The following is a 19,888-nucleotide window of genomic DNA, read 5'->3' on the forward strand; positions in this document are numbered from 1 at the left end:
CTGCCGTACCGGCGGCCGGGGCACGCGGCGGAGCGCCCTCACTCCGGGGGCGTCAGCGGCGGGATGGGCTCGGTGTCGTGCCGCCGGGCGGGCGCGACCGGCGGCCGCTCGCCGTCCGGGTTGCCCTCGTCGTCGCCGGCCGCCGCCCCGCCCCAGTCGGCGCTGAACAGCAGGCCGCTCACCTCCCGGTAGACGTGCTTGGCGTCCGGCATGAAGGTGATGTGCCGCAGCGCCTGGTCCTGCCCGGCGGACTCGAACCGGAAGCTGCCGTACCCGAGGATCTGCCCGAAGAAGGTCTCCTCCCAGGTCAGGTCGGTGATCCGGCGCAGCGGCAGGAGCGTGACGGTGCGGACGATGACGCCCGAGGTCAGCAGCACCCGCCGCCGGGTGACGATGAAGTGCCGCATCCACCACTCGCCGACGCGCAGCGCGTAGTAGCCGAGGGCACCGAGCAGCACGACGAGCCCGGCCACGCTGGTCACCGCGTTGTCCGGGTCGAGCAGGAACAGCCAGCAGCCGAGGACGAACACCGGCAGGAAGCGCACCGTGGGCTCGACGAGCACGGCCCAGTGGCGCCGGGTGGCCAGGACGACGTTCTCGCCGGGGAGCAGGTACTTGTCGGCGTCCTTGCCCGCTCGGGTCGGGAGGACCGGCGACTCGGTCACGGGTGCCTCGCGGTCACGGGTGCCTCGGGGTCACGGGTGCCTCGCAGTCACGGCCGGCTCAGGTGAGCGAGCCGACGAACTCGGAGAGGGACGTCGCGGCGTCCCCGAGCGCCGTGCCGGCGTTGCGGACCATCTCCGCGGACCCTTCCGGGTTCTGGATGACGTACCAGACCACGAAGGCGACCAGGAGCCAGGTGAGGACCTTCTTCAGGTTCACCGCCACCTCCCGAGGGGGCTCGAACGGGCAGGCCGGAGGGAGCACCGGTCTGCGTGGGAAGACCCGCCGGAGATGCGGCGGACGCGTTCGTCCCATGGGTAACACAGACCTCAGGGGCACCGGCCGCGACGCGCCGATCATGAACCGAGGCGGACCGGTCCGGGTCAGGTGCCCGGCAGCAGGTGCTCGCTGGGCGGGCCCAGCGGGAGGTCGGGGTAGATGCGTTCCCGCAGGTCCAGGAGCCGTGGTTCCTCGGCGAGCAGCCAGGCGGCGTTCATCGGCCAGGTGACCACCCAGAGCCAGACGCCGAACGCCTCGCCGACGAAGGCGGCGCGGTCGTCGGTGGTCGGGACGGCCCACAGGGGTGCCCGCTGGCCGGCTGCCTGGACGGCGACCGACGAGGGGCCGGAGATGACGTCGCCGGGGTCGAGGCCGGGCAGCCCGGCGTAGCCGCAGCCCACGCCGGTGCCCGGCTCCTCGGCGACCAGCACCAGCTCGGCGGAGCCGCCCAGCGGTGCCGGCCCGGCGGTGTCGACGACGATGGCGCGTGCCCCGGGTTCACCACCCCAGGCCAGGCCGGTGACCGACCAGCCGACGGGCATCGGGTCGGGCACCCACGCCGGTACCCGGGCGTCGGCGGTGACCGCGGCGATCGCGTCGTGCGCGACCAGCACGGTGTGGTGCAGCGGTGTGACGGCGCCGTGCAGGTGGCACCAGGCCTGGGCGCTCGAGCCGGCGCGGACCTGCAACGGCTCGCCGCAGCGGGGGCAGACCGGCGAGACGCTCATCGCGCATAACCGTCCTGTGACCGGCCGGAATCGTCAAGCGCGCCGGCGCGGGCACGGGTGGCGCGGGACGGTGGGCACCGCGGCGCGGCCGGGCCGCCCGTAGCGTGCCGGTCATGACGGCTGAGCTGCCGGTGGTGCCGTGCGTGGGTGCCGTGGTGCTGGACGAGGCGGGCCGGCTGCTGCTGATCCGGCGGGGCCACGCGCCCTCGGAGGGGATGTGGTCGGTCCCCGGCGGCCGGGTGGAGCCGGGTGAGTCGCTCACCGAGGCCGTGGTGCGCGAGGTCCGCGAGGAGACCGGGCTGGCCGTCCGACCCGGCGCCGTCGTGGGCCGGCTCTCGATCCCGGGCGACGGCGTCGTCTACGACGTCACCGACTTCGTGTGCACCCTGGTCGGGACGCCGGCCGAGCCAGTGGCCGGGGACGACGCGGCGGACGTGCTGTTCGCCGACGCCGCCACCCGGGACCGGCTGCCGTGCACGCCGCGCCTGCTGGAGACGCTGCGTGCGTGGGGTGCGCTGCCGGCCGGCGGTCCCTGACCGGCGGCCGGCGGCGCACCCGCGTGGTCGACCGCGAGGTCAGCCGCGGGGCTTGGGCTCCGGACGGCCGGGCTGCTCGCCGCCGCGGGACTCCCCGTAGGAGCGCTTGGGCACCATGACCTTGCGGCGGAAGATGCAGACGATCGTGCCGTCCTGCTTGTAGCCGATGGTCTCGACGTAGACGACGCCGCGGTCGTCCTTCGACTTCGACTCGGTCTTGTCGAGGACGGTCGTCTCGCCGTAGATGGTGTCGCCGTGGAACGTCGGGGCGACGTGCCGCAGCGACTCGACCTCGAGGTTGGCGATGGCCTTGCCCGAGACGTCGGCGACGCTCATGCCGAGCAGCAGCGAGTAGATGTAGTTGCCGACGACGACGTTCTTGCCGAAGTCGGTGGTGTTCTCCGCGTAGTTCACGTCCATGTGCAGCGGGTGGTGGTTCATCGTGATGAGGCAGAAGAGGTGGTCGTCGTACTCGGTGACGGTCTTCCCGGGCCAGTGCTTGTAGACCGCCCCGACCTCGAACTCCTCGTAGTACCGACCGAACTGCATGGACCGCTCCCGACTCGACGCGCGCGTGGACGGGTCGTGATCCTACGGACGGCCTCCCGGCGGGCGCGCCGCGAGCCCCGGACGGGGGACGGCGGCGGCAGCCGGCCGGGGACCCGTCCGGCTCCCGCGGCCCGGCTCAGAGCAGCGCACCGATCCGCGCGGCCATGTCCGCCTCGTGCTGCTGGTAGGAGCCGGCCACGCTGCTGAGCAGACCGCCCATGCCGTTGAGGGCGTCGCTCAGGCTCTGCGCCGAGCGGCGCCACTGCTCGTACAGCTGGGTGAACTGCACCGCTGCCTGGCTGTCGGTCCAGCCGTCCAGCACCGACGAGTTGATGCTGCCCGACAGGGTGGCCTGGCGGGCCGTGCTCTCCGCGGCCTCGGCCCGGCACTGACCGGCCATCGCCTGCAGCGTCCCGATGTCGACCTTCACGCAGATCTCCTCCTCCGTCCCGGGTCCGTCCCGATCGCTGCGAACGGTAGGTCGACCCGGCCCTCCCGGGCGCTCGTCCGTCCACAGGCCCCGGGTTGTCCACAGCTCCGGCCGGAGCGCCCCACCAGGAGGTTCCCGCCCGGCACGATGCGCCGGTGAGCACCCTCCCGGCCGGCCCGCCGCCCCTCCGCACCCCGCGGTGCTGGACGGTCCGCGGCGCGGAGGGCGCGGTCGACGTCGAGGTCGGGGCCGGCGACGACGCGTGCGTGGCCGACGTGCTGCCGCTCCTCCGCCGGGTCCTCGGTGTGCCGGTCGCGGGGCTCTGGGCTGGGGCCGCGCCTCTGGAGGCGTGCCTGCCGCTGAGCTCGCCGCTGCTGCGCCACGGCGCCGTCCTCTCGGTGGCCGGCCCGGTCCCCCCGCCGGCCTCCACCACCGCACCCCTGGAACTGCGGGTGCTCGGCGGTCCGGACGCCGGCCGGGCACAGGCCCTCGGGCGCGGAGTCCACGTCGTGGGGCGCGACGCCGGGTGCGACGTCCGCGTCGCCGATCCCGACATCTCGCGGCACCACGTGGAGGTCCGGGTCGGCGACGGGGAGGTCGAGGTGCGCGACCTCGGCTCGACCAACGGCAGCGTGCTGGACGCATCCCGGCTCGACGACCGGTTCACCCGCTGGCCGCCCGCGGCACGGCTGAGGCTCGGGGCCTCCACGCTCGCGATCTGCACCGCCGCCGACTCCCCCGCGGTGGTGGAGCCGGCCGGCGGCGGGCGCACGCGGCTGCGCCCGCCGCACCGGCTGCGCCCCGTCCGCGAGGAGCGGGAGGTGGTGCTGCCCCGCCCACCCGCCGAGACCCCGCCGCGCCGCCTGGCCTGGGTGGCGGTCCTGCTGCCCGCCGTCGGTGGCGTGCTGCTGGCGTGGTTCCTGCGCACGCCGACCTTCCTGTTCTTCGCCCTGCTGAGCCCGCTGGTCGCGCTCGGGACCTGGGCCTCCGAGCGCTGGTCCGGCCGGCGTACCGGCCGGCGGGACCGCGCCGCGCACCGCGCCGACCTCGCCGAGGCCCACCGCCGGGTCGCGGACGCCGTGGCCGACGACGTGCGTGCCGCCGAGCAGGAGCACCCCGACCCCGCGACGATCGCCGCCGCGGTGCGCCGCCGCACCGACCTGCTGTGGAGCCGACGGCCCGCCGGCGGGGGCCCGTTGGTGGTCCGCGTCGGCACGGGCCCCGGTCCGGTGCAGGTGACGCGCGTCGAGCAGGACGGCCACCGCGAACGTGCCGTCGCCGACACCCTGCCCGTGCCGGTCGACCTGTCGGCCACGGGCGGCCTGGCGGTCCTCGGCCCGCGCGCGGAGGCACTCGGCGCGCTGCGGGCGGTGCTCTGCTCCCTGGTCGCCCTGCACCCGCCGGACGCGCTGCGCCTGCAGCTCCTGACCGACGCCGACCGGCTCGCCGACTGGAGCTGGGCGCGGTGGCTGCCGCACCTGCCGACGGCCGCCGTGCACGTCGTCCCCGGGTCCGGGGCGGCGGACGGGGACGGCGACGCGCCGCTCCGCGCCTGGGCGGCCGGCCTCGCCGCCGAGCCGGCCGCCCCGGGCGCGGGCCACCTGGTCGTCGTCGTGGACCGGCGGATCGACGGGCGGACCGCCGAACTGCTGCGCGCGGCCCGCGCAGCGGGCCTCCTCGTCCTCACGACCGCCGAGCGGCCCGGGGAGCTGCCCGTGGCCGCGGACGCCGCGCTCACCCTCTCCGGTGAGACCGCGAGCTCCGGCGTGCTCGCCCGCGACGGCTCCGCCGACCGCCCGGCCGTGCTGGTCGACCGCATCTCGGTCGAGGTCGCGGCCCGGCTCGCCCGGGGGCTGGCCGACCTGGAGCCCGCCGGGAGCGGCTCCGCGCTGCCCACCGAGGTCCGGTTGCTCGACCTGCCGGGGTGGGCCGTGCGGCCGGCTCCGGACGGCGCGGCGGTGGGCCGGTGGCCGCAGGCCCGGGACACCCTGCGCACCGACCTGGGCAACACCTCCGACGGCCCCGCGTCGATCGACCTGTGCCGGGACGGACCGCACGCCCTCGTCGCCGGCACCACCGGCTCGGGCAAGTCCGAGCTGCTGCAGTCCCTCATCGCCGGCCTGGCGCTCAACCACCCGCCGGAGCGCTGCTCGTTCCTGCTCGTGGACTACAAGGGTGGTGCGGCGTTCGCCGAGGCGGCCCGGCTGCCGCACACCGTCGGGCTGCTCACCGACCTGGACGGCTCGACCACCGCCCGCGCGCTCCGGTCGCTGGCGGCGGAGCTGTCCCGGCGCGAGGCGCTGCTCGCCGCGCACGGCGTACCGGACCTCGCCGCGCTGCCCGCCTCCGTCGAGCTCGCCCGGCTGGTCATCGTGGTCGACGAGTTCGCCACCCTCGTCGAGGAGCTGCCCGGATTCGTCCCGGGCCTGGTCGGCATCGCGCAGCGCGGCCGCTCCCTCGGCATCCACCTGGTGCTCGCCACCCAGCGGCCGGGCGGGGTGGTCTCCCCCGAGATCCGGGCCAACTGCACGCTGCGGATCTGCCTGCGCACCACCGACGAGGCCGACTCCCGCGACGTCGTCGGCACGCCGGCCGCCGCGCACCTGCCGGTCGACCTGCCCGGCCGCGCGGTCCTCCGCACCGGCAACGCACCACCGCGCCTGCTCCAGGTCGCCCGGGTGGCCGTGCCGGACCGGAGCGCGCCCCCCGCTCCGGAGGTGCGCCGCTGGTCCTGGCCGCTGCACGGCGCACCCTCGCGGCCCGCTGCCGGCGGCGGCGACACCGACCTGGTCCGGCTGGTCGACGCCCTCTCGCGAGCGGCCGCGCTGCGGGCCGGGCCCGGCCCGCACCGGCCGTGGCAGCCACCCCTGCCCGACCGGCTCGCCGCCGAGGAGCTCGACCGGGCGGCCCCGGCGGGCGCCGGTGACGGCGAGCAACCCGCCCGGCTGCGGATCGGGCTGGTCGACCGGCCCGACCAGCAGGCCCGCCTGCCGCTCGAGCTCGACCTCACCGTCGGTGGCGGCGTGCTGGCGGTGGGCGGCCCGCGCAGCGGGCGCACCACCTTCCTGCGCTCGGTGCTGCGGTCCGCGACCGCCCGCCTGGGCCCGGGTGAGCTGCACGTGCACGTGCTGGACGCCGGGGGTGGTGGCCTCGGCGCCGAGGCCGCGACGCTGCCGCACACCGGCACGGCCGTCGGGAGCACCGACATCCTGCGCGCGGTCCGGCTGGTGGACCGGCTGAACCGCGAGGTGGACGCCCGTCGCGCCGCGCCCGGGGACCCCACCGCTCCACTGGTCCTCCTGCTGGTCGACGGGCTGGAGGCCGTCGGCGCGCTGCTGGACGACGCCGACCCCGGGCGCGGCTCGGACGCCCTGCTGCGGCTCGTGCGGGACGGCGCCGCGGTGGGGCTGACCTGCGTGCTGACCGGTGACCGGGCCGTGCCGGGCGGGCGGCTGGCGTCAGCCGCGCGGATGCGGCTGGTGCTCCCCCTGCCCGACCGAGCCGACTACGCCGTCGCCGGCGTCCCCGCCCGGTCGGTGCCCGCGCACCGGCCACCGGGCCGGGCGCTGTGCGGTGAGGACGCCGAGGAGTGCCAGCTGGCGCTCCCCCGCACTCCGGACCCGCGGGCCGAGCCGGCTCCCGGGAGCGCGACGGCGCCGGTCCGGGTCGTCGAGCTGCCGGCCGACCCCGTGCTGCCCGTCGGCCCGGCCGCGCATGCTGCGGCTCGAGGCGCCGGCAGGTGGCGAGTGCCCGTCGGGCCGGGTGGGGACGGCGGTGAGGTGCTCGGGGTCGATCTCGGCCGCAGCGGTGGCCTGCTCGTGGTGGGCGGACCGGGGACGGGCCGCACCGCCGCGCTGCACGCGCTGGCCCACCGGCTCGCGGCCGGCGGCGCCGAGGTCGGGTGGTGGGCACCGGCCGGCCCCGGCGGGCCGGAGGGACTGCCCGGCACGGCGCTCGACCCGGCGGATCCGGGCGCCCTGCGCGCGTGGGTGGACGCGCTCGACGGCCGGCCCGGCGTCCTCGTGGCCGACGACCTCGGCGCGGGGCCGGAGTGCGCCGGGCTCACCACCGTGCCGCCGACGGGCGCCCGCAGCGGGGTGGTGGTCCTCGCGGCCGGGAGCGCGGCGCAGCTGAGCAGCCACTACCAGGGCCCGGTGGCCGCCCTCCGCCGTGCGCGGACCGGCCTGCTGCTGGGGGCGGGTCCGGCGGACGCCGAGCTGCTCGGCATCCGGTTGCCCCGGCTCCCGCTACCGGCGCGACCCGGCAGCGGGTGGCTGGTCCGCGACGGTGTTGCCGAGCGGGTGCAGGTGGCCCGGGTGCAGGTGGCCCGGGTGCGGGTGGCCTAGGTGCGGGTGGCCGGGGTGCGGGTGGCCGGGGTGCGCGAGGACCCGCCACCGCCCGGGGTGGTCCGGTGAGCGGCTCAGAGCAGCTCGAGCGCCGGCCCCAGCTCCTGGCTGGCGTACCAGGCGAGCTCGTGCCCCTCGGCCTGGTCGACGACGAACTGCGCGTCCTCGCTGCCGAGGTCGGCCTCGAGGACGACGTTCACGGCGGCCCGGACGTCGTCCTCGGCCTCGCTGCCGTCGATGTGCGCGCTGGCGACGTCCCGCATCCGGACGTCGGCGGTGATCCGGACCGCGCCGCGCTCCACGTGCGGGTCGTCCATGGGGGTCACCTGGCCGTCCGGCACGTCCGCGGCCAGCACCACCCGGCGCCGAGGGGCGGTCGGGTCGACGTCGAGCAGCCGGAGGCTCGCGCGGGCCGCGGTCAGCAGCGCCGCGTACTCGAGCTCCTCCTGGTCGGCGTCGGGGTCGCTGCGCTCGTAGAAGTCCCGCAGCTGCGGGGTGACCGCGAACGCCGTGTGCGGGCCGGCGAGCAGGCCCTCGTCCACCAGCGTCCGGAGCACGGTGGTGGTGGCCGGCAGGTACACGCGCACGCCGGTTGCCTCCTGTCGTCGATGGGGAGCACGACGGTATGCCCGGCCGCCGCGACCCCGACCCCGGAGGCGTCCCTCAGCCGGCCGCCTCGACGAGCTCCGCGACCTGCTGCTCGACCAGGTCGGCGAGGACGTCCACGTCGCCGACGCTGTCGCGATCGGCGTTGAAGCCGAAGAACACGGTGCCGTTGTAGCTGGTCATCCCGATCGACAGGCCCTGCCCGCGGGCCAGCGGCACGACCGGGAACACCTCGAGCATCCGGCCGCCGGCGGCGTACAGCGGCACCTGCGGTCCGGGCACGTTGGTGATGACCAGGTTGAACAGCCGGCGGGAGAGGCCGCGCGCGGCCCGCGCACCCAGCGCGTGGAGGGTGGGCGGCGCGAACCCGGTGAGCGCGATGAGGCTCTCCGCCGTCACCGACCGCCCCGGCCCGCCGATGCCCCGCATGGCGTAGCCGAGGTGCGCCAGCCGGACCCGCGGGTTGGGCTCCCCCACCGGCAGGTCCACCAGGTGCGAGGTGACCCGGTTGCCCGACCCCGGTTCGTCGTCCTGCAGCGAGACCGGGACCAGCGCGCGCACCGACGTGCCCCCCACCACCGGCTCGCCCCGGGAGAGCAGCCACTCCCGCAGGGCGCCGGTCAGCACCGCCAGGAGGACGTCGTTGACCGTCCCGCCGTGCGCCTTGCGCACCCGCTTCAGGTCCTCGAGCTCCGCCCGCGCGACAGCGACCCGCCGCTGCCGCCCGACGGGCGCGTTCAACGGGCTGTGCGGCGCCGGGAGCACCGCCGAACGCACGGCCCGCAGCAGCCCGCCGGCCACACCGCCGACGCGCACCGCCGTGGACCGGAGGTCGGAGGCCGCGGCGCGCGCCACACCGACCGCCGTCGAGGGCCGGCGCACGTACTCGTCGAGCGCCTGCAGGACCAGCTCGGCGCCACCGGGTGCGCGCCCGGGCTGCCAGTCGACCGGCTCGGGAGCGACGGCCTCCGGGTCGACGTCGAGCAGCACCTGCCCGATGTCGATCGCGCTCAGGCCGTCGACGAGGGCCGGGTGGGTCTTGGTCATGACCGCCACGCGACCGCCGCTGAGGCCCTCGATGAGGTACGCCTCCCAGAGCGGGCGGCTGCGGTCCAGCGGCCGGGACGCCAGCCGTGAGACGAGGTCGAGCAGCTGCGCCTCCGTGCCCGGCCGCGGGAGCCCGGACCGCCGCAGGTGGTAGGCCAGGTCGAAGTCCCGGTCGTCGACCCACACCGGGTCGGCCAGGTGCCCGGGCACCTCGGCGACCCGCTGCCGGTAGCGCGGGACGAGGGCCAGGCGCGCCTCGACCAGCGCCGCCAGCGCGTCCAGCCCACCGGGCGGCGCCTCGAGCACCAGCACCCCGCCCACGTGCATGGGGGTGGCCGGCTCCTCCAGGTAGAGGAACGAGGCCTCCAGCGGGCTCAGCCGCTCGACCATGGCACTCCTCGGGCTCGGGAACGAGGGCTCACGCTACGTCGGGCGACCGGTGCCCCGACACTCCAGCGTTCACCCCGCCCGCCGGACGCCGCGCAGCCCGCGGCGGGACGACGCGGGAGCGGGCACCCCGGCCAGCACGGCCGCCAGGGCGCGCAGCTCGCCCCGCAGCGCCGACGCGGGCGCCACCTCCGCCAGCGTCCGGCCGGCGGCCAGCGCCGCGTCGGTGGCGCGGCGGTCGGCGGGGAGGAAGAACGCCACCTCGCGGCCGGCGAACCGCTGCAGGGCGGCGGCGATCTCCGCCCGCGGGTCCCCCGGCACCGGGCCGCGACGGACCTGGTTCACCACGAGCACCGGCTGCACGTCGGGGAGCGCCTCGCGCAGCTCGTCCAGCGCCCGGATGCTGCGCTGCAGTGCGACCGGGTCGGCACCGCTGACGCACAGCACGGTGTCGGCCGCCTCCAGGACGGCGAGCGTCGCCCCGTTGCGCCGCGGGGCCGCGGTGTCGAACGAGAGCTCCTCGTCGTCCTCGAGGTTGAACGCGCAGTCCACGACGGTCAGCTCCGCCAGGGTGCGGGCCTCCTCCAGCACCGTGCCCACCGCCCGCGGGCGCAGCTCCGGCCACCGGTCGGCCCGCGCCAGGCCGGTGAGCACGTGCAGCCGGGGGTGCACCGCCCACGCCAGCCGCAGCAGCGCCGCCCGGTCCAGCGTGCCCGCCCCGGCCAGCCGCGCGGCACCGGCCAGTCCCGGGGAGTCGTCGAGCAGCCCGAGCACCTGCGCGACCACGCCCCCGTGGACGTCGGCGTCGACCAGCAGGGTCGGCACGCCCAGCCGCGCGGCCTCGTCGGCCAGCCCGACCGCGACCGTCGTCCGACCGGGGGCGCCCGTGGGGCCCCACACCGCGACCAGCCGGCCCCGGCCGTCGGGTCGCGCGCCACCCTCCGGGAGCACGCCCAGCTCGGGCAGCGCCGCCAGCGGGTCGGCCACGTCCCGCGGCGCCGGCGGCGCGCCGGCCACGGCCTCCCGCAGCGCGCGGGCGATGTCCTCCGGCTCGGCGTCCGCGGGGAGCACGTGCGCCACCCCGAGCTGGCGCAGCCGCTCGGCCGCCCGGTCGTCCCCCGGCTCGACCAGGCCGACGACCGCGACCCCCGCGGCGCCCAACCGGGCCACCGCGTCACCGTCCAGGCGGCGCAGCTCCGCCGACAGCAGCGCGGCCTGGCCGGTCCCGGTCGCGGCGGCGGCGAGCAGCTCCGAGACGTCCACGCACCGCCGCACCACGGTCACCCCGTGGTCGGACCGGTCCAGGGCGCCGACGAGCGCGGACTCCCACGCGGCCCCGGTGACCGCGGTGAACACCTGGACGGCCATCAGCCGGTCGGCCCCGTCGCGGCCGGCGCGCGGCCGAGGGCGTCCGCGTCGCGCTCCACCGAGTCGTGGACCACGACCACCAGCGGCCGGCCGCCGATCGCGGCGAGCACCGCGGCCGCCTCGTCCTCGGCCACCGCCACCACGACCTGGACCGTCGTCGTAGGGGTCGACAGGACGCCGTCGGTCCGGCCGGACAGCGCCTGCACCGGCGCCCGCAGCACCACGGGGGTGACGGTCCCGCCCGTCGCGGCGGTCGCGCCCACGGCGGGGTCGGCGACCGCGTACACGTCGACCAGGCCGCCGCGCCGCAGGCCCGGCGGCACGTAGCCGGCCTGCACGGGCAGGGCCACCTGCACGAGCCCGGCCGCCTCCTCCAGCACCGAGCCGGGCACCAGCTCCCCCGCCCGGACCGCGCGCGCCAGCGTGCGTCCCGCCGGCCGGGTCGAGGTGGAGAGGTAGGCGTCCGCCGCACCGTCCAGGCGCACGTCGACGGCGATCAGGTCGTCCGCGTCGAGCTCCGTGCCCGCCGCCAGGTCCGCGGCCGCCGCCCACACCGGCACCGTCGCGTCGGCGGCACCGACCACCCGGGCACCCAGCAGGACCGAGCCGAGCACGAGCAGGACGCCGAGCAGCAGCCGCAGGTCCAGCCAGCGCGGCGGGCGGACGCGGCGCGGCGCCGGACCGGTGGCCGGCGCACCCGCGGACGACGTCGACGGTGGCGGAGCGGGACGGACGGCGGTCACTGCACGGCTCCCTCTCCTGCGCGCCGACCTCCGGCGCGCCGGTGCCGTCGGCGCGCTCTGCTGGCGGACGGGTGCCGATAGTGCGGCACGGAGGCGGTCGCCCGCTGCCGTCATCCACACGTTCGGGTGTGGACGGCTGCTCCCGGTCACCGGTGCGGCTGACAGACTGGCCGCACCGGATGGAGAGGACCCCATGCCCACGCCCCGCTTCCTGACGTTGGACGACGTCGCCGAGATCCTCAACGTCTCGTGGTCGCAGGCGTACGCCCTCGTGCGCCGCAAGGAGCTCATCGCCATCCAGATCGGCGGCCGCGGCCAGTGGCGCATCGAGGTCGACGAGCTCGAGCGGTTCATCCAGCAGAAGTACGCCGAGGCCCGCGCCGGCACGGTCCCCCCGCCCGAGACGGCCGGGAGCGAGCAGCCCGCCGAGGTGAGCGCTGACAACGGCGGAGCCGCTCCCCCCGCCTGACCCGCCGACCGCGGCTCAGCCCGCGCCCGGCAGCACCGTCCTGACCAGCACCACCGCGTCGAGGACGACGGTGCGCACCCCCTGCACGGCCTCCGCCCGCCGGTGCACGTCGACCGGGTGCTCGGCCAGTTCCACGTAGTCGGCGCCGACCCGGTCGATCGTGCCGGACAGCGCCGTCCCCTCGTCGAGGACGACCTGCACCGCCGCCCGGTCGCGGGCCAGGCCCCGGAGCGCGCGCCGCAGGTCCAGCCGCGCCCGCACCGGCCCGGCGTCCCCGGCCGGTGCCGTGCGCCGGCCCAGCCCGCTCACCGCGCGCACGGCGGACGCCGCCACCACGCACTCGCGCCCGGCGTCGTCGACGAGCAGCAGCCAGTCGCTGCCCGTCTCCGCGAGCGTGCCCGCGACCGGCCCGGCGCCCGCGCAGAGCAGGACCACGGGCGAGCCGACCGCGCCGGCCACCCGGTCGGCCCAGCGCAGCGCACCCACCTCGTGCCGCACCCGCGACGACGTCTCGGCGCGCTCGACCGCCTCCTGCTCGGCCGTGAACCGCGCCTCCAGATCGGCGAAGAGCTGCTGCCAGCGCATGACCACCTCCGGCCCGAAGCCTAGATCCACAGGTTCGGTTGCGTTTGCGTGCATTTGGTTGCTTTAGTTGCGCTTCACCGACGGAGGAGACGCCATGACCTGGGCACGGCTGGCCGGCACGACCGCGGCCATGGCGGGGATCGCAGCCGCGCTGGCGGCGCTCACCCCCTCGTTCGCGGCGATGGCCGCCGCTGTGCTCGAGGCGCAGCACACGGCGGACACCGCGGGCGCGGAGGAGCTGCTGCTGGCCGCCGCCGGGCTCCTCGCCTGGGGCGCCTGGGCGTGGGGCGCGCTCGGCCTGCTGCTCACCGCCGTCTCGGCGCTGCCCGGCGCGCTCGGCCAGGCGGCGCACGTGCTGGTGCGCGTGGTCCTCCCGGCCGGCGCCCGGCGCAGCGCGGCGCTCGCGCTCGGCGTCGGGCTCGGCCTGACCGGCCCGCTGGCCGGCACCGCCCTCCTGCTCGTCCCCGCACCGGCGGCCGCGGCCGGCCCGGCGCCCACCGTGCCGGACTGGCCCGCGCCCGCTCCCGCGACGGGTGCCGAGGTGGGCGGCCCGGTCGCAGCGCTGCCCGACTGGCCCGTGGCGCCGCAGCTCGCCGGGAGCCACGTCGTCGTCCGCGGCGACTGCCTGTGGGACATCGCCGCCGGCCGGCTCGGCGCCGAGCTCGGCCGGGCGCCCACCGGTGCCGAGGTCGCCGCGGCCACCCGCGCCTGGTGGACGGCGAACGCCGACGTCATCGGACCCGACCCCGACCTCCTGCTGCCCGGTCAGGTGCTCCGCCCGCCGCCGTGAGAGCCCCGCGGCCCCACGAGCACCGCAGCACGACCACCGACCCCGACCCACCTCGACCGACCTCGACCACGGGAGCCCGCATGACCGTCCCCGTCCACCCCGCCCCCACCCGCCCGACGCCCGCGACCGCGCCCGCCCGGCTGCGCCTGGTCCGCGTCCCGACGCCGCAGCCCCCGCTGCAGGACCCGCGCGTGCCGGTCCGCCTCGTGGTGCCCGGCGTCGCCGTCCCCCGGCCGCCGCACCGCCCCGGTCCGCGGCCGCGCCCGGCCGGTCCCGTGCCGCGGGACGACGAGTTCGGCCCCACGTGGTCGCAGCGCGCGGACCTCCCCGCGGCCGGCGAGGCGGGCCGCCGGGTGGTGACGCTCGCGCTCGAGGTGCTCGCCGGGCGGCGGCCGGTCGGGCAGCTCCAGTCGCTGACCTCGCCGGGGGTCTTCACCGCGCTCGCCCGCGGCCGGCGGCCCCGCTGGTGCTCGGGAGGAACCGCGCCGCTGCTGGTCGGCCCGGTGCACGTCTGCGAGCCGGTCGACGGCGTGGCCGAGGTCAGCGCGGTCGCCCACCGGGGCGGCCGGGCGCACGCCGTGGCGGCCCGGCTCGAGGGCATCGACGGCCGGTGGCGGTGCACCGCGCTGCAGATCGGTTAGCCGGAGGGCTGCGGATCTGCCGCGTTCCAGCCGATTGACCAGCGCTATCGCCGTGGTTACCGTCCCCCGCCACGGGCGGACGGAGGACTCATGACGGCATCTGCCGTGCTCGACGGGGGGCCGGCGGCAGCACAGGAACGTGCGTTCCCGGCGCTGGACGGGATGCGGATCATCGCCGCGGTCGCCGTCGTCGTCAGCCACACCGCGTCCCGCACCGGCGCCAGCGTCGAGGACGGGTACGGGGCGAGCATGCTCTCGCACCTCGGCGTCGGCGTCGCGGTGTTCTTCGTCCTCTCCGGCTTCCTGCTGTTCCGGCCCTTCCCGTCGGCGGCCGCCCGCGGGGTCCCGGCACCCGGCGCCGGTGCCTACCTGTGGCGGCGGGCGCTCCGGATCCTCCCGGCGTACTGGGTCACGGTGGCCGCTGCCGTGCTCTTCCTCCCGGACAACACGGCCACCGGCGCCGACGTCCTGCTGCGCTACCTGACGCTGACGCAGATCTACGACGACAACGGCTTCACGACCGCCCATGGCCTGGACCACGTGTGGAGCCTCTCCACGGAGGTCGCGTTCTACGCCGTCCTGCCGCTGCTGGCGGCCGGGCTGGTGTGGCTCTCGCGCGGCCGGCCGGACCGGCCCTGGCCCGCACTGCTCGCCCTCCTCGGGCTCACCGTCGCCGGTTCGGTGTTCCTGTACGTCGCCATGAGGAACCCGTGGGAGCTGTACCCGACCAACATCTGGCTGCCGTCGCTCTTCGGCTGGTTCGCCGGCGGGATGGCCCTCGCGCTGCTCACGGTCGCCGACCCCGACTGGGCCCCGGTCCGGGCGGCGCGGGCGCTGGGCGGCCACCTGGGCGTGTGCTGGCTCGGCGCGGCGGCCTTCTACGCGGTCGCGTGCACGCCGGTCGCCGGGCCGCACAACTACTTCGACCCGGCGGGGCCGGCCGAGCTGGTCATCCGCAACCTGCTGCACATGGGGGTCGCCGTCCTCCTCGTGCTGCCGCTGGTGCTGGGCCAGGAACGGGGCGGGCCGGTGCGCCGCGCCCTGTCCGGCACGACCGCGCACCGCCTCGGCGAGATCTCCTACGGGGTGTTCCTCGTGCACGTGCCGCTGCTCACCGGCCTGTACTCCTGGCTCGCGCTCCCGGCCCTCAACGGCGGCTTCATCCCCGTCACCGTGCTCGTCCTCGGCGCCAGCGTCACGATCGCGGCCGGCATGTACGCCGCCGTCGAGCGCCCGCTGCGCCGCTTCCGGACGCTGGTCCCCGACCGGTCCCGCGCCGCCGCTCCAGCGCCCGGGCGGCACCAGGCACCCGCCGCCGCGACCCTCGCGACCGTCCCTGCGGTCGCGGTTCCGCAGCACGCGACCGGGGGGACGACGCCGTGACCGCCTCCGCCCTGCTCGACGGCGGCCCGGCCGCGGCCCAGGAGCGCGCCTTCCCCGCTCTCGACGGTCTGCGCATCCTCGCCGCCACCGCCATCGTGGTCAGCCACGTTCGCCTTCATCACCGGCACCAGCTCGTCGGACACCGGCATCGGCGCGAGCGCGCTGGCCCACCTCGAGGTCGGCGTCCCGGTGTTCTTCGTGCTGTCCGGCTTCCTGCTCTTCCGGCCGTTCCCGCTGGCCGCCGTCCGGGGCGACGCGGCGCCCGACACGCGCGCCTACCTGTGGCGGCGCGCCCTGCGCATTCTCCCGACCTACTGGCTGACCGTCATCGGGGCGGTGCTGTTCCTCCCGGTCAACGAGGGCACCAACGCGGGAAAGCTGCTGCAGCACCTCGCCCTGGTCCAGGTCTACGGCGACGAGGGCCCGATCGGCGGGCTGGACCAGATGTGGAGCCTCTGCACGGAGGTCGCCTTCTACGCCGTCCTCCCGGTGCTGGCCGCGGGGCTGGGCCGGCTGTCCCGCGGTCGGGCCGCCCGACCGTGGCCCGCCCTGCTGGCCCTGGGCGGGCTGGCCGTGGCCGGGCCGCTCTTCCTGTACCTGGTCCGGCTCCACCCGTGGGGCTACCACCCGATGCACCTGTGGCTGCCGTCGTTCGCCGGGTGGTTCGCCGGCGGCATGGCCCTGGCGCTGCTCTCCGTCGCCGATCGCGGCTGGGCGCCGGTCCGTGTGGTCCGCGCCCTGGGCCGGCACCTGGTGGTGTGCTGGGCCGCGGCGGCCGTCCTGTACTGGGTCGCCTGCACGCCGCTGTCCGGGCCGTACACGTTCGCGCAGCCGACGCCGGTCGAGTCGGTCACCCGCAACGTCCTCTACATGGGCATCGCGGTGCTGGTCGTGCTGCCGCTGGTGCTCGGGCAGGAGCACGGCGGTCTCGTGCGCCGGGCGTTGTCCGGGGCGACGGCTCGCCGTCTCGGCGAGGTCTCCTACGGGGTCTTCCTCGTGCACATGCCGCTGCTCGCCGGCTTCTACGCCTGGCTGGAGATCCCGGTCCTGACCGGGCCGCCGATCCCCGTCTTCGTCATCGTCTGGGGGGCGAGCGTCGCGATCGCGGGCCTGCCTCTACGTCGCCGTCGAGCGGCCGGTGCGCCGGTTCCGTTCGCTGGTCCCCGACCACGGCCGGACGCCCCGGGCGGAACCGGCCGTGCACCCGGCCCCCGGTGACCTGGCGGTCGAGCCGACGAAGTGACGGGAGGCGCCGGCCGGCGGTACCGCCTGGCCGGCGCCTCCCTGTCGGCCGGTCAGCTGCCGGCCGCTCCGTGGCACTGCTTGTACTTCTTGCCCGAGCCGCACGGGCAGGGCGCGTTGCGCGGGGTCTCCTTGGTGCCGCTGACCGTCGCGGTCTTCGCGGCCTTGGCCCGGCCGCTGTCCTTGGCGGAGGCGTCCAGGCTCGGCGCGGAGTAGGTGAGGTTCTCCGGCACCCGGCGCACCTCGTCGAGGCCCTTGACCGAGAGCTCCGGCCCGGTGCCCGACGGGGAGGGCGCGGTCGGCGCGGCAGCGGCCGCGGGCGCCGCCGGCTCCGCCTTCCGCGCGGTGCCCGACCGGCGCGCGGTCGGCGCGGCCGCGCCGTGGGTGTGCGCCGCGTGCGCGGCCTCGGCGGCCGCCGCGGCGGCGATCTTCGCCTCGGCGGCCTGGCGCGCCAGCACCCGCGCCGTCCCCTCCTGGGCCGCGGCGAGCGCCTTGGCCTCGGCCTCGTCCTGCTTGGCCTTGGCCTCCGCCTCCTGCTCCTCCTTGGTCTTGACCTCGAGGTTGAACAGGAAGCCGACCGACTCCTCCTTGATGCCGTCGAGCATCGCGTTGAACATGTCGTAGCCCTCCCGCTGGTACTCCACGACCGGGTCGCGGTTGGCCATCGCGCGCAGGTGGATGCCGGCCCGCAGGTAGTCCATCTCGTAGAGGTGCTCGCGCCACTTGCGGTCCAGGACGCTGAGCAGCACCCGCCGCTCCAGCTCGCGCATCACCTGCGAGCCGAGCGCGGACTCGCGCGCCTCGTAGGCGCGGTGCACGTCCTCGAGCAGCTCGGTCTTGAGGTCCTCGGCGGAGATCTCGGCCTGCTCGCCGCCGCCCAGCCGGGCGACGACGTCGTCGACGGTCACGCCCACCGGGTAGAGGGCCTTGAGGCCGGTCCACAGCTGGTCGAGGTCCCAGTCCTCGGCGTAGCCGGTCTCGGTCGCGCCGTCGACGTAGGCGGCGACGACGTCGTCGACCATCGAGCGCAGCTGCTCGTGCAGGTCGGCGCCCTCGAGCACCCTGCGCCGCTCGTCGTAGATGACGGTGCGCTGGCGGTTGAGCACCTCGTCGTACTTGAGGACGTCCTTGCGGACCTCGAAGTTCTGCTGCTCGACCTGGGTCTGCGCGGACTTGATCGCCCGGCTGACCATCTTGGACTCGATCGGCTGGTCGTCGGGCACCCGCAGCGTGGTCATCATCGACTCGAGCATCGGCCCGTTGAACCGGCGCATCAGGTCGTCGCCCAGGGAGAGGTAGAACCGCGACTCCCCCGGGTCTCCCTGCCGGCCCGAGCGACCGCGCAGCTGGTTGTCGATGCGGCGCGACTCGTGCCGCTCGGTGCCCAGCACGTAGAGGCCACCGGCCTCGACGACCTGCTCGTGCTCCGCCTTGACCTGCGCCTTGGCCGACGCGAGGGCGTCGTCCCAGGCGGCCTCGTACTCCTCCGGCGTCTCCGCCGGGGAGAGCCCGCGGGCCCGCAGCGCCTCGTCGGCGATGAACTCGGCGTTCCCGCCGAGCTGGATGTCGGTGCCCCGCCCGGCCATGTTGGTGGCGACGGTGACCGACCCGGCCCGGCCGGCCATCGCGATGATCGCGGCCTCACGGGCGTGGTTCTTGGCGTTGAGGACCTCGTGCGGGATGCCTCGGCGCAGCAGGAACTTCGCCAGCACCTCGGACTTCTCGACGCTCGCGGTGCCGACCAGGACCGGCTGGCCCTTCGCGTGCCGCTCGGCGATGTCGTCGACGACGGCGTCGAACTTGGCCGTCTCGGTCTTGTAGATGACGTCCGAGCGGTCCTCGCGGATCATCGGCCGGTTCGTCGGGATGGGGACGACGCCCAGCTTGTAGGTCTGGTGCAGCTCGGCGGCCTCGGTCTGGGCCGTGCCGGTCATCCCGGAGAGCTTCTCGTAGAGCCGGAAGTAGTTCTGGAGGGTGATCGTGGCGAGCGTCTGGTTCTCGTCCTTGATCTTCACCTTCTCCTTGGCCTCGATGGCCTGGTGCATGCCCTCGTTGTAGCGGCGCCCGGAGAGCACCCGACCGGTGAACTCGTCGACGATCAGCACCTCGCCGTTGGTGACGATGTACTGCTGGTCCTTCTTGAACAGCTCCTTGGCCTTGAGGGCGTTGTTCAGGTAGCCGATCAGCGGGGTGTTGACCGCCTCGTACAGGTTGTCGATGCCGAGCTGGTCCTCGACGAACTCGACGCCCTCCTCGGTGACGGCGACGGTCCGCTTGGACTCCTCGACCTCGTAGTGCACGTCGCGCTTCATCATCGGGACGATGCGGGCGAACTCGCCGTACCACTTGGCGCTGGTCTCGGCCGGGCCGCTGATGATCAGCGGGGTGCGCGCCTCGTCGATGAGGATCGAGTCGACCTCGTCGACGATCGCGAAGTGGTGGCCGCGCTGCACCAGGTCGGCCTTGCTCCAGGCCATGTTGTCGCGCAGGTAGTCGAAGCCGAACTCGTTGTTCGTGCCGTAGGTGATGTCGCAGCCGTACTGCTCGCGCCGGGTCGCCGGGGGCTGCCCGGAGAGGATCGTGCCGACGTTCAGCCCGAGGAAGCGGTGCACCCGGCCCATGGACTCCGCGTCACGGGCGGCCAGGTAGTCGTTGACGGTGACGATGTGCACGCCGTCGCCGGTCAGGGCGTTGAGGTAGGCCGCCAGCACGCCGGTGAGGGTCTTGCCCTCACCGGTCTTCATCTCGGCGATGTTCCCCAGGTGCAGCGCCGCACCACCCATGAGCTGCACGCGGAAGTGCCGCTGCCCCAGCGTGCGGGTCGCCGCCTCGCGGACGACGGCGAACGCCTCCGGCAGCAGCTGGTCGAGGGACTCCCCGTCGGCGTACCGCTCCTTGAACTCGTCGGTCTTCGCCCGGAGTTCCGCGTCGCTGAGCTCGACGCAGTCGTCGGCCAGGGATTCGACCGCGTCGGCGATCTTGGAGAGTCGTCGGACCTGCTTGCCCTCGCCGGCGCGGAGGATCTTCTGGAACACCACGACCCCAGCGTAGGCGTGCGACCTGGGAACGCAGCCCCAGCGCGTTTCCGAACCGCCC

Annotated in this window: 17 protein-coding genes and 1 pseudogene; 7 read left to right on the forward strand and 11 right to left on the reverse strand. The window is 76.2% G+C overall.

Going from position 1 to position 19,888, the window contains the following annotated elements; all coding sequences use genetic code 11:
• Nucleotides 1–38: 38 nt before the first annotated feature.
• From JKP75_RS15140 to JKP75_RS15150, 3 genes are all read right to left on the reverse strand, one after another.
• Complete coding sequence (locus tag JKP75_RS15140; protein ID WP_200493203.1) at nt 39–665, reverse strand: PH domain-containing protein; 627 nt, start codon at nt 663–665, stop codon at nt 39–41.
• A gap of 58 nt (nt 666–723) precedes the next feature.
• Nucleotides 724–882, reverse strand: coding sequence for a hypothetical protein (locus JKP75_RS15145; protein WP_200490508.1), 159 nt, complete (start codon nt 880–882; stop codon nt 724–726).
• A 164-nt stretch (nt 883–1,046) separates the two neighbouring features.
• Nucleotides 1,047–1,670, reverse strand: a complete 624-nt coding sequence (locus JKP75_RS15150; protein WP_200490507.1) for a DUF6758 family protein — start codon at nt 1,668–1,670, stop codon at nt 1,047–1,049.
• A gap of 113 nt (nt 1,671–1,783) precedes the next feature.
• On the opposite strand from JKP75_RS15150, the gene JKP75_RS15155 reads away from it, so the two are divergent.
• Nucleotides 1,784–2,206 (forward strand): NUDIX hydrolase, encoded by a 423-nt coding sequence (locus JKP75_RS15155; protein ID WP_200490506.1) that lies wholly within the window; start codon nt 1,784–1,786, stop codon nt 2,204–2,206.
• Nucleotides 2,207–2,245: 39 nt separating this feature from the next.
• Here the strand turns inward: JKP75_RS15155 and JKP75_RS15160 are convergent.
• Both JKP75_RS15160 and JKP75_RS15165 read right to left on the reverse strand, forming a co-directional pair.
• Nucleotides 2,246–2,767: pseudogene (locus JKP75_RS15160) on the reverse strand (MaoC family dehydratase); the annotation flags it as partial.
• A gap of 124 nt (nt 2,768–2,891) precedes the next feature.
• A complete protein-coding gene (locus JKP75_RS15165) occupies nt 2,892–3,185 on the reverse strand; it encodes a WXG100 family type VII secretion target (RefSeq protein ID WP_200490505.1) in 294 nt (97 codons plus the stop codon).
• Nucleotides 3,186–3,340: 155 nt separating this feature from the next.
• On the opposite strand from JKP75_RS15165, the gene JKP75_RS15170 reads away from it, so the two are divergent.
• On the forward strand, nt 3,341–7,531 hold the full coding sequence (locus JKP75_RS15170; protein WP_200490504.1) for an FtsK/SpoIIIE domain-containing protein: 4,191 nt from the start codon (nt 3,341–3,343) through the stop codon (nt 7,529–7,531).
• 74 nt (nt 7,532–7,605) lie between these two features.
• Here JKP75_RS15170 and JKP75_RS15175 read toward each other — a convergent pair whose 3' ends face one another.
• The 4 genes from JKP75_RS15175 to JKP75_RS15190 form a co-directional block, all read right to left on the reverse strand.
• A complete protein-coding gene (locus JKP75_RS15175) occupies nt 7,606–8,118 on the reverse strand; it encodes a DUF6912 family protein (RefSeq protein WP_200490503.1) in 513 nt (170 codons plus the stop codon).
• Between the two features lie 76 nt (nt 8,119–8,194).
• Complete coding sequence (locus tag JKP75_RS15180; protein WP_200490502.1) at nt 8,195–9,574, reverse strand: wax ester/triacylglycerol synthase family O-acyltransferase; 1,380 nt, start codon at nt 9,572–9,574, stop codon at nt 8,195–8,197.
• A 69-nt stretch (nt 9,575–9,643) separates the two neighbouring features.
• Nucleotides 9,644–10,939 carry a chromosome partitioning protein gene (locus tag JKP75_RS15185; RefSeq protein ID WP_200490501.1) on the reverse strand — a complete coding sequence of 432 codons (1,296 nt, stop codon included), beginning with the start codon at nt 10,937–10,939 and terminating at the stop codon, nt 9,644–9,646.
• Complete coding sequence (locus tag JKP75_RS15190) at nt 10,939–11,682, reverse strand: SAF domain-containing protein (RefSeq protein WP_309229891.1); 744 nt, start codon at nt 11,680–11,682, stop codon at nt 10,939–10,941. Before JKP75_RS15190 ends, JKP75_RS15185 begins: the two co-directional genes overlap by 1 nt.
• Before the next feature lie 193 nt (nt 11,683–11,875).
• On the opposite strand from JKP75_RS15190, the gene JKP75_RS15195 reads away from it, so the two are divergent.
• Complete coding sequence (locus tag JKP75_RS15195) at nt 11,876–12,151, forward strand: helix-turn-helix domain-containing protein (protein WP_242471230.1); 276 nt, start codon at nt 11,876–11,878, stop codon at nt 12,149–12,151.
• Between the two features lie 15 nt (nt 12,152–12,166).
• Here JKP75_RS15195 and JKP75_RS15200 read toward each other — a convergent pair whose 3' ends face one another.
• Nucleotides 12,167–12,736 carry a hypothetical protein gene (locus tag JKP75_RS15200; protein WP_200490499.1) on the reverse strand — a complete coding sequence of 190 codons (570 nt, stop codon included), beginning with the start codon at nt 12,734–12,736 and terminating at the stop codon, nt 12,167–12,169.
• Nucleotides 12,737–12,830: 94 nt separating this feature from the next.
• Here JKP75_RS15200 and JKP75_RS15205 point away from each other — a divergent pair, with 94 nt between their 5' ends.
• The 4 genes from JKP75_RS15205 to JKP75_RS15220 all read left to right on the forward strand — a co-directional run bounded on the left by JKP75_RS15205 (nt 12,831) and on the right by JKP75_RS15220 (nt 16,768).
• Entirely contained in the window at nt 12,831–13,526 is a 696-nt protein-coding gene (locus JKP75_RS15205) for a hypothetical protein (RefSeq protein WP_200490498.1), read from the forward strand.
• A gap of 80 nt (nt 13,527–13,606) precedes the next feature.
• Nucleotides 13,607–14,167: an Rv3235 family protein gene (locus tag JKP75_RS15210; RefSeq protein WP_200490497.1), complete on the forward strand. Its 561-nt coding sequence runs from the start codon at nt 13,607–13,609 to the stop codon at nt 14,165–14,167.
• Between the two features lie 90 nt (nt 14,168–14,257).
• On the forward strand, nt 14,258–15,550 hold the full coding sequence (locus JKP75_RS15215) for an acyltransferase (protein ID WP_200493204.1): 1,293 nt from the start codon (nt 14,258–14,260) through the stop codon (nt 15,548–15,550).
• Between the two features lie 117 nt (nt 15,551–15,667).
• Entirely contained in the window at nt 15,668–16,768 is a 1,101-nt protein-coding gene (locus JKP75_RS15220) for an acyltransferase (RefSeq protein WP_200493372.1), read from the forward strand.
• 77 nt (nt 16,769–16,845) lie between these two features.
• On the opposite strand, the gene secA is transcribed toward JKP75_RS15220, so the two are convergent.
• Complete coding sequence (secA, locus tag JKP75_RS15225) at nt 16,846–19,830, reverse strand: preprotein translocase subunit SecA (RefSeq protein WP_200490494.1); 2,985 nt, start codon at nt 19,828–19,830, stop codon at nt 16,846–16,848.
• Nucleotides 19,831–19,888: the final 58 nt, after the last annotated feature.

Source organism: Blastococcus sp. TML/M2B, from assembly GCF_016612865.1.
GTDB lineage: Bacteria > Actinomycetota > Actinomycetes > Mycobacteriales > Geodermatophilaceae > Blastococcus.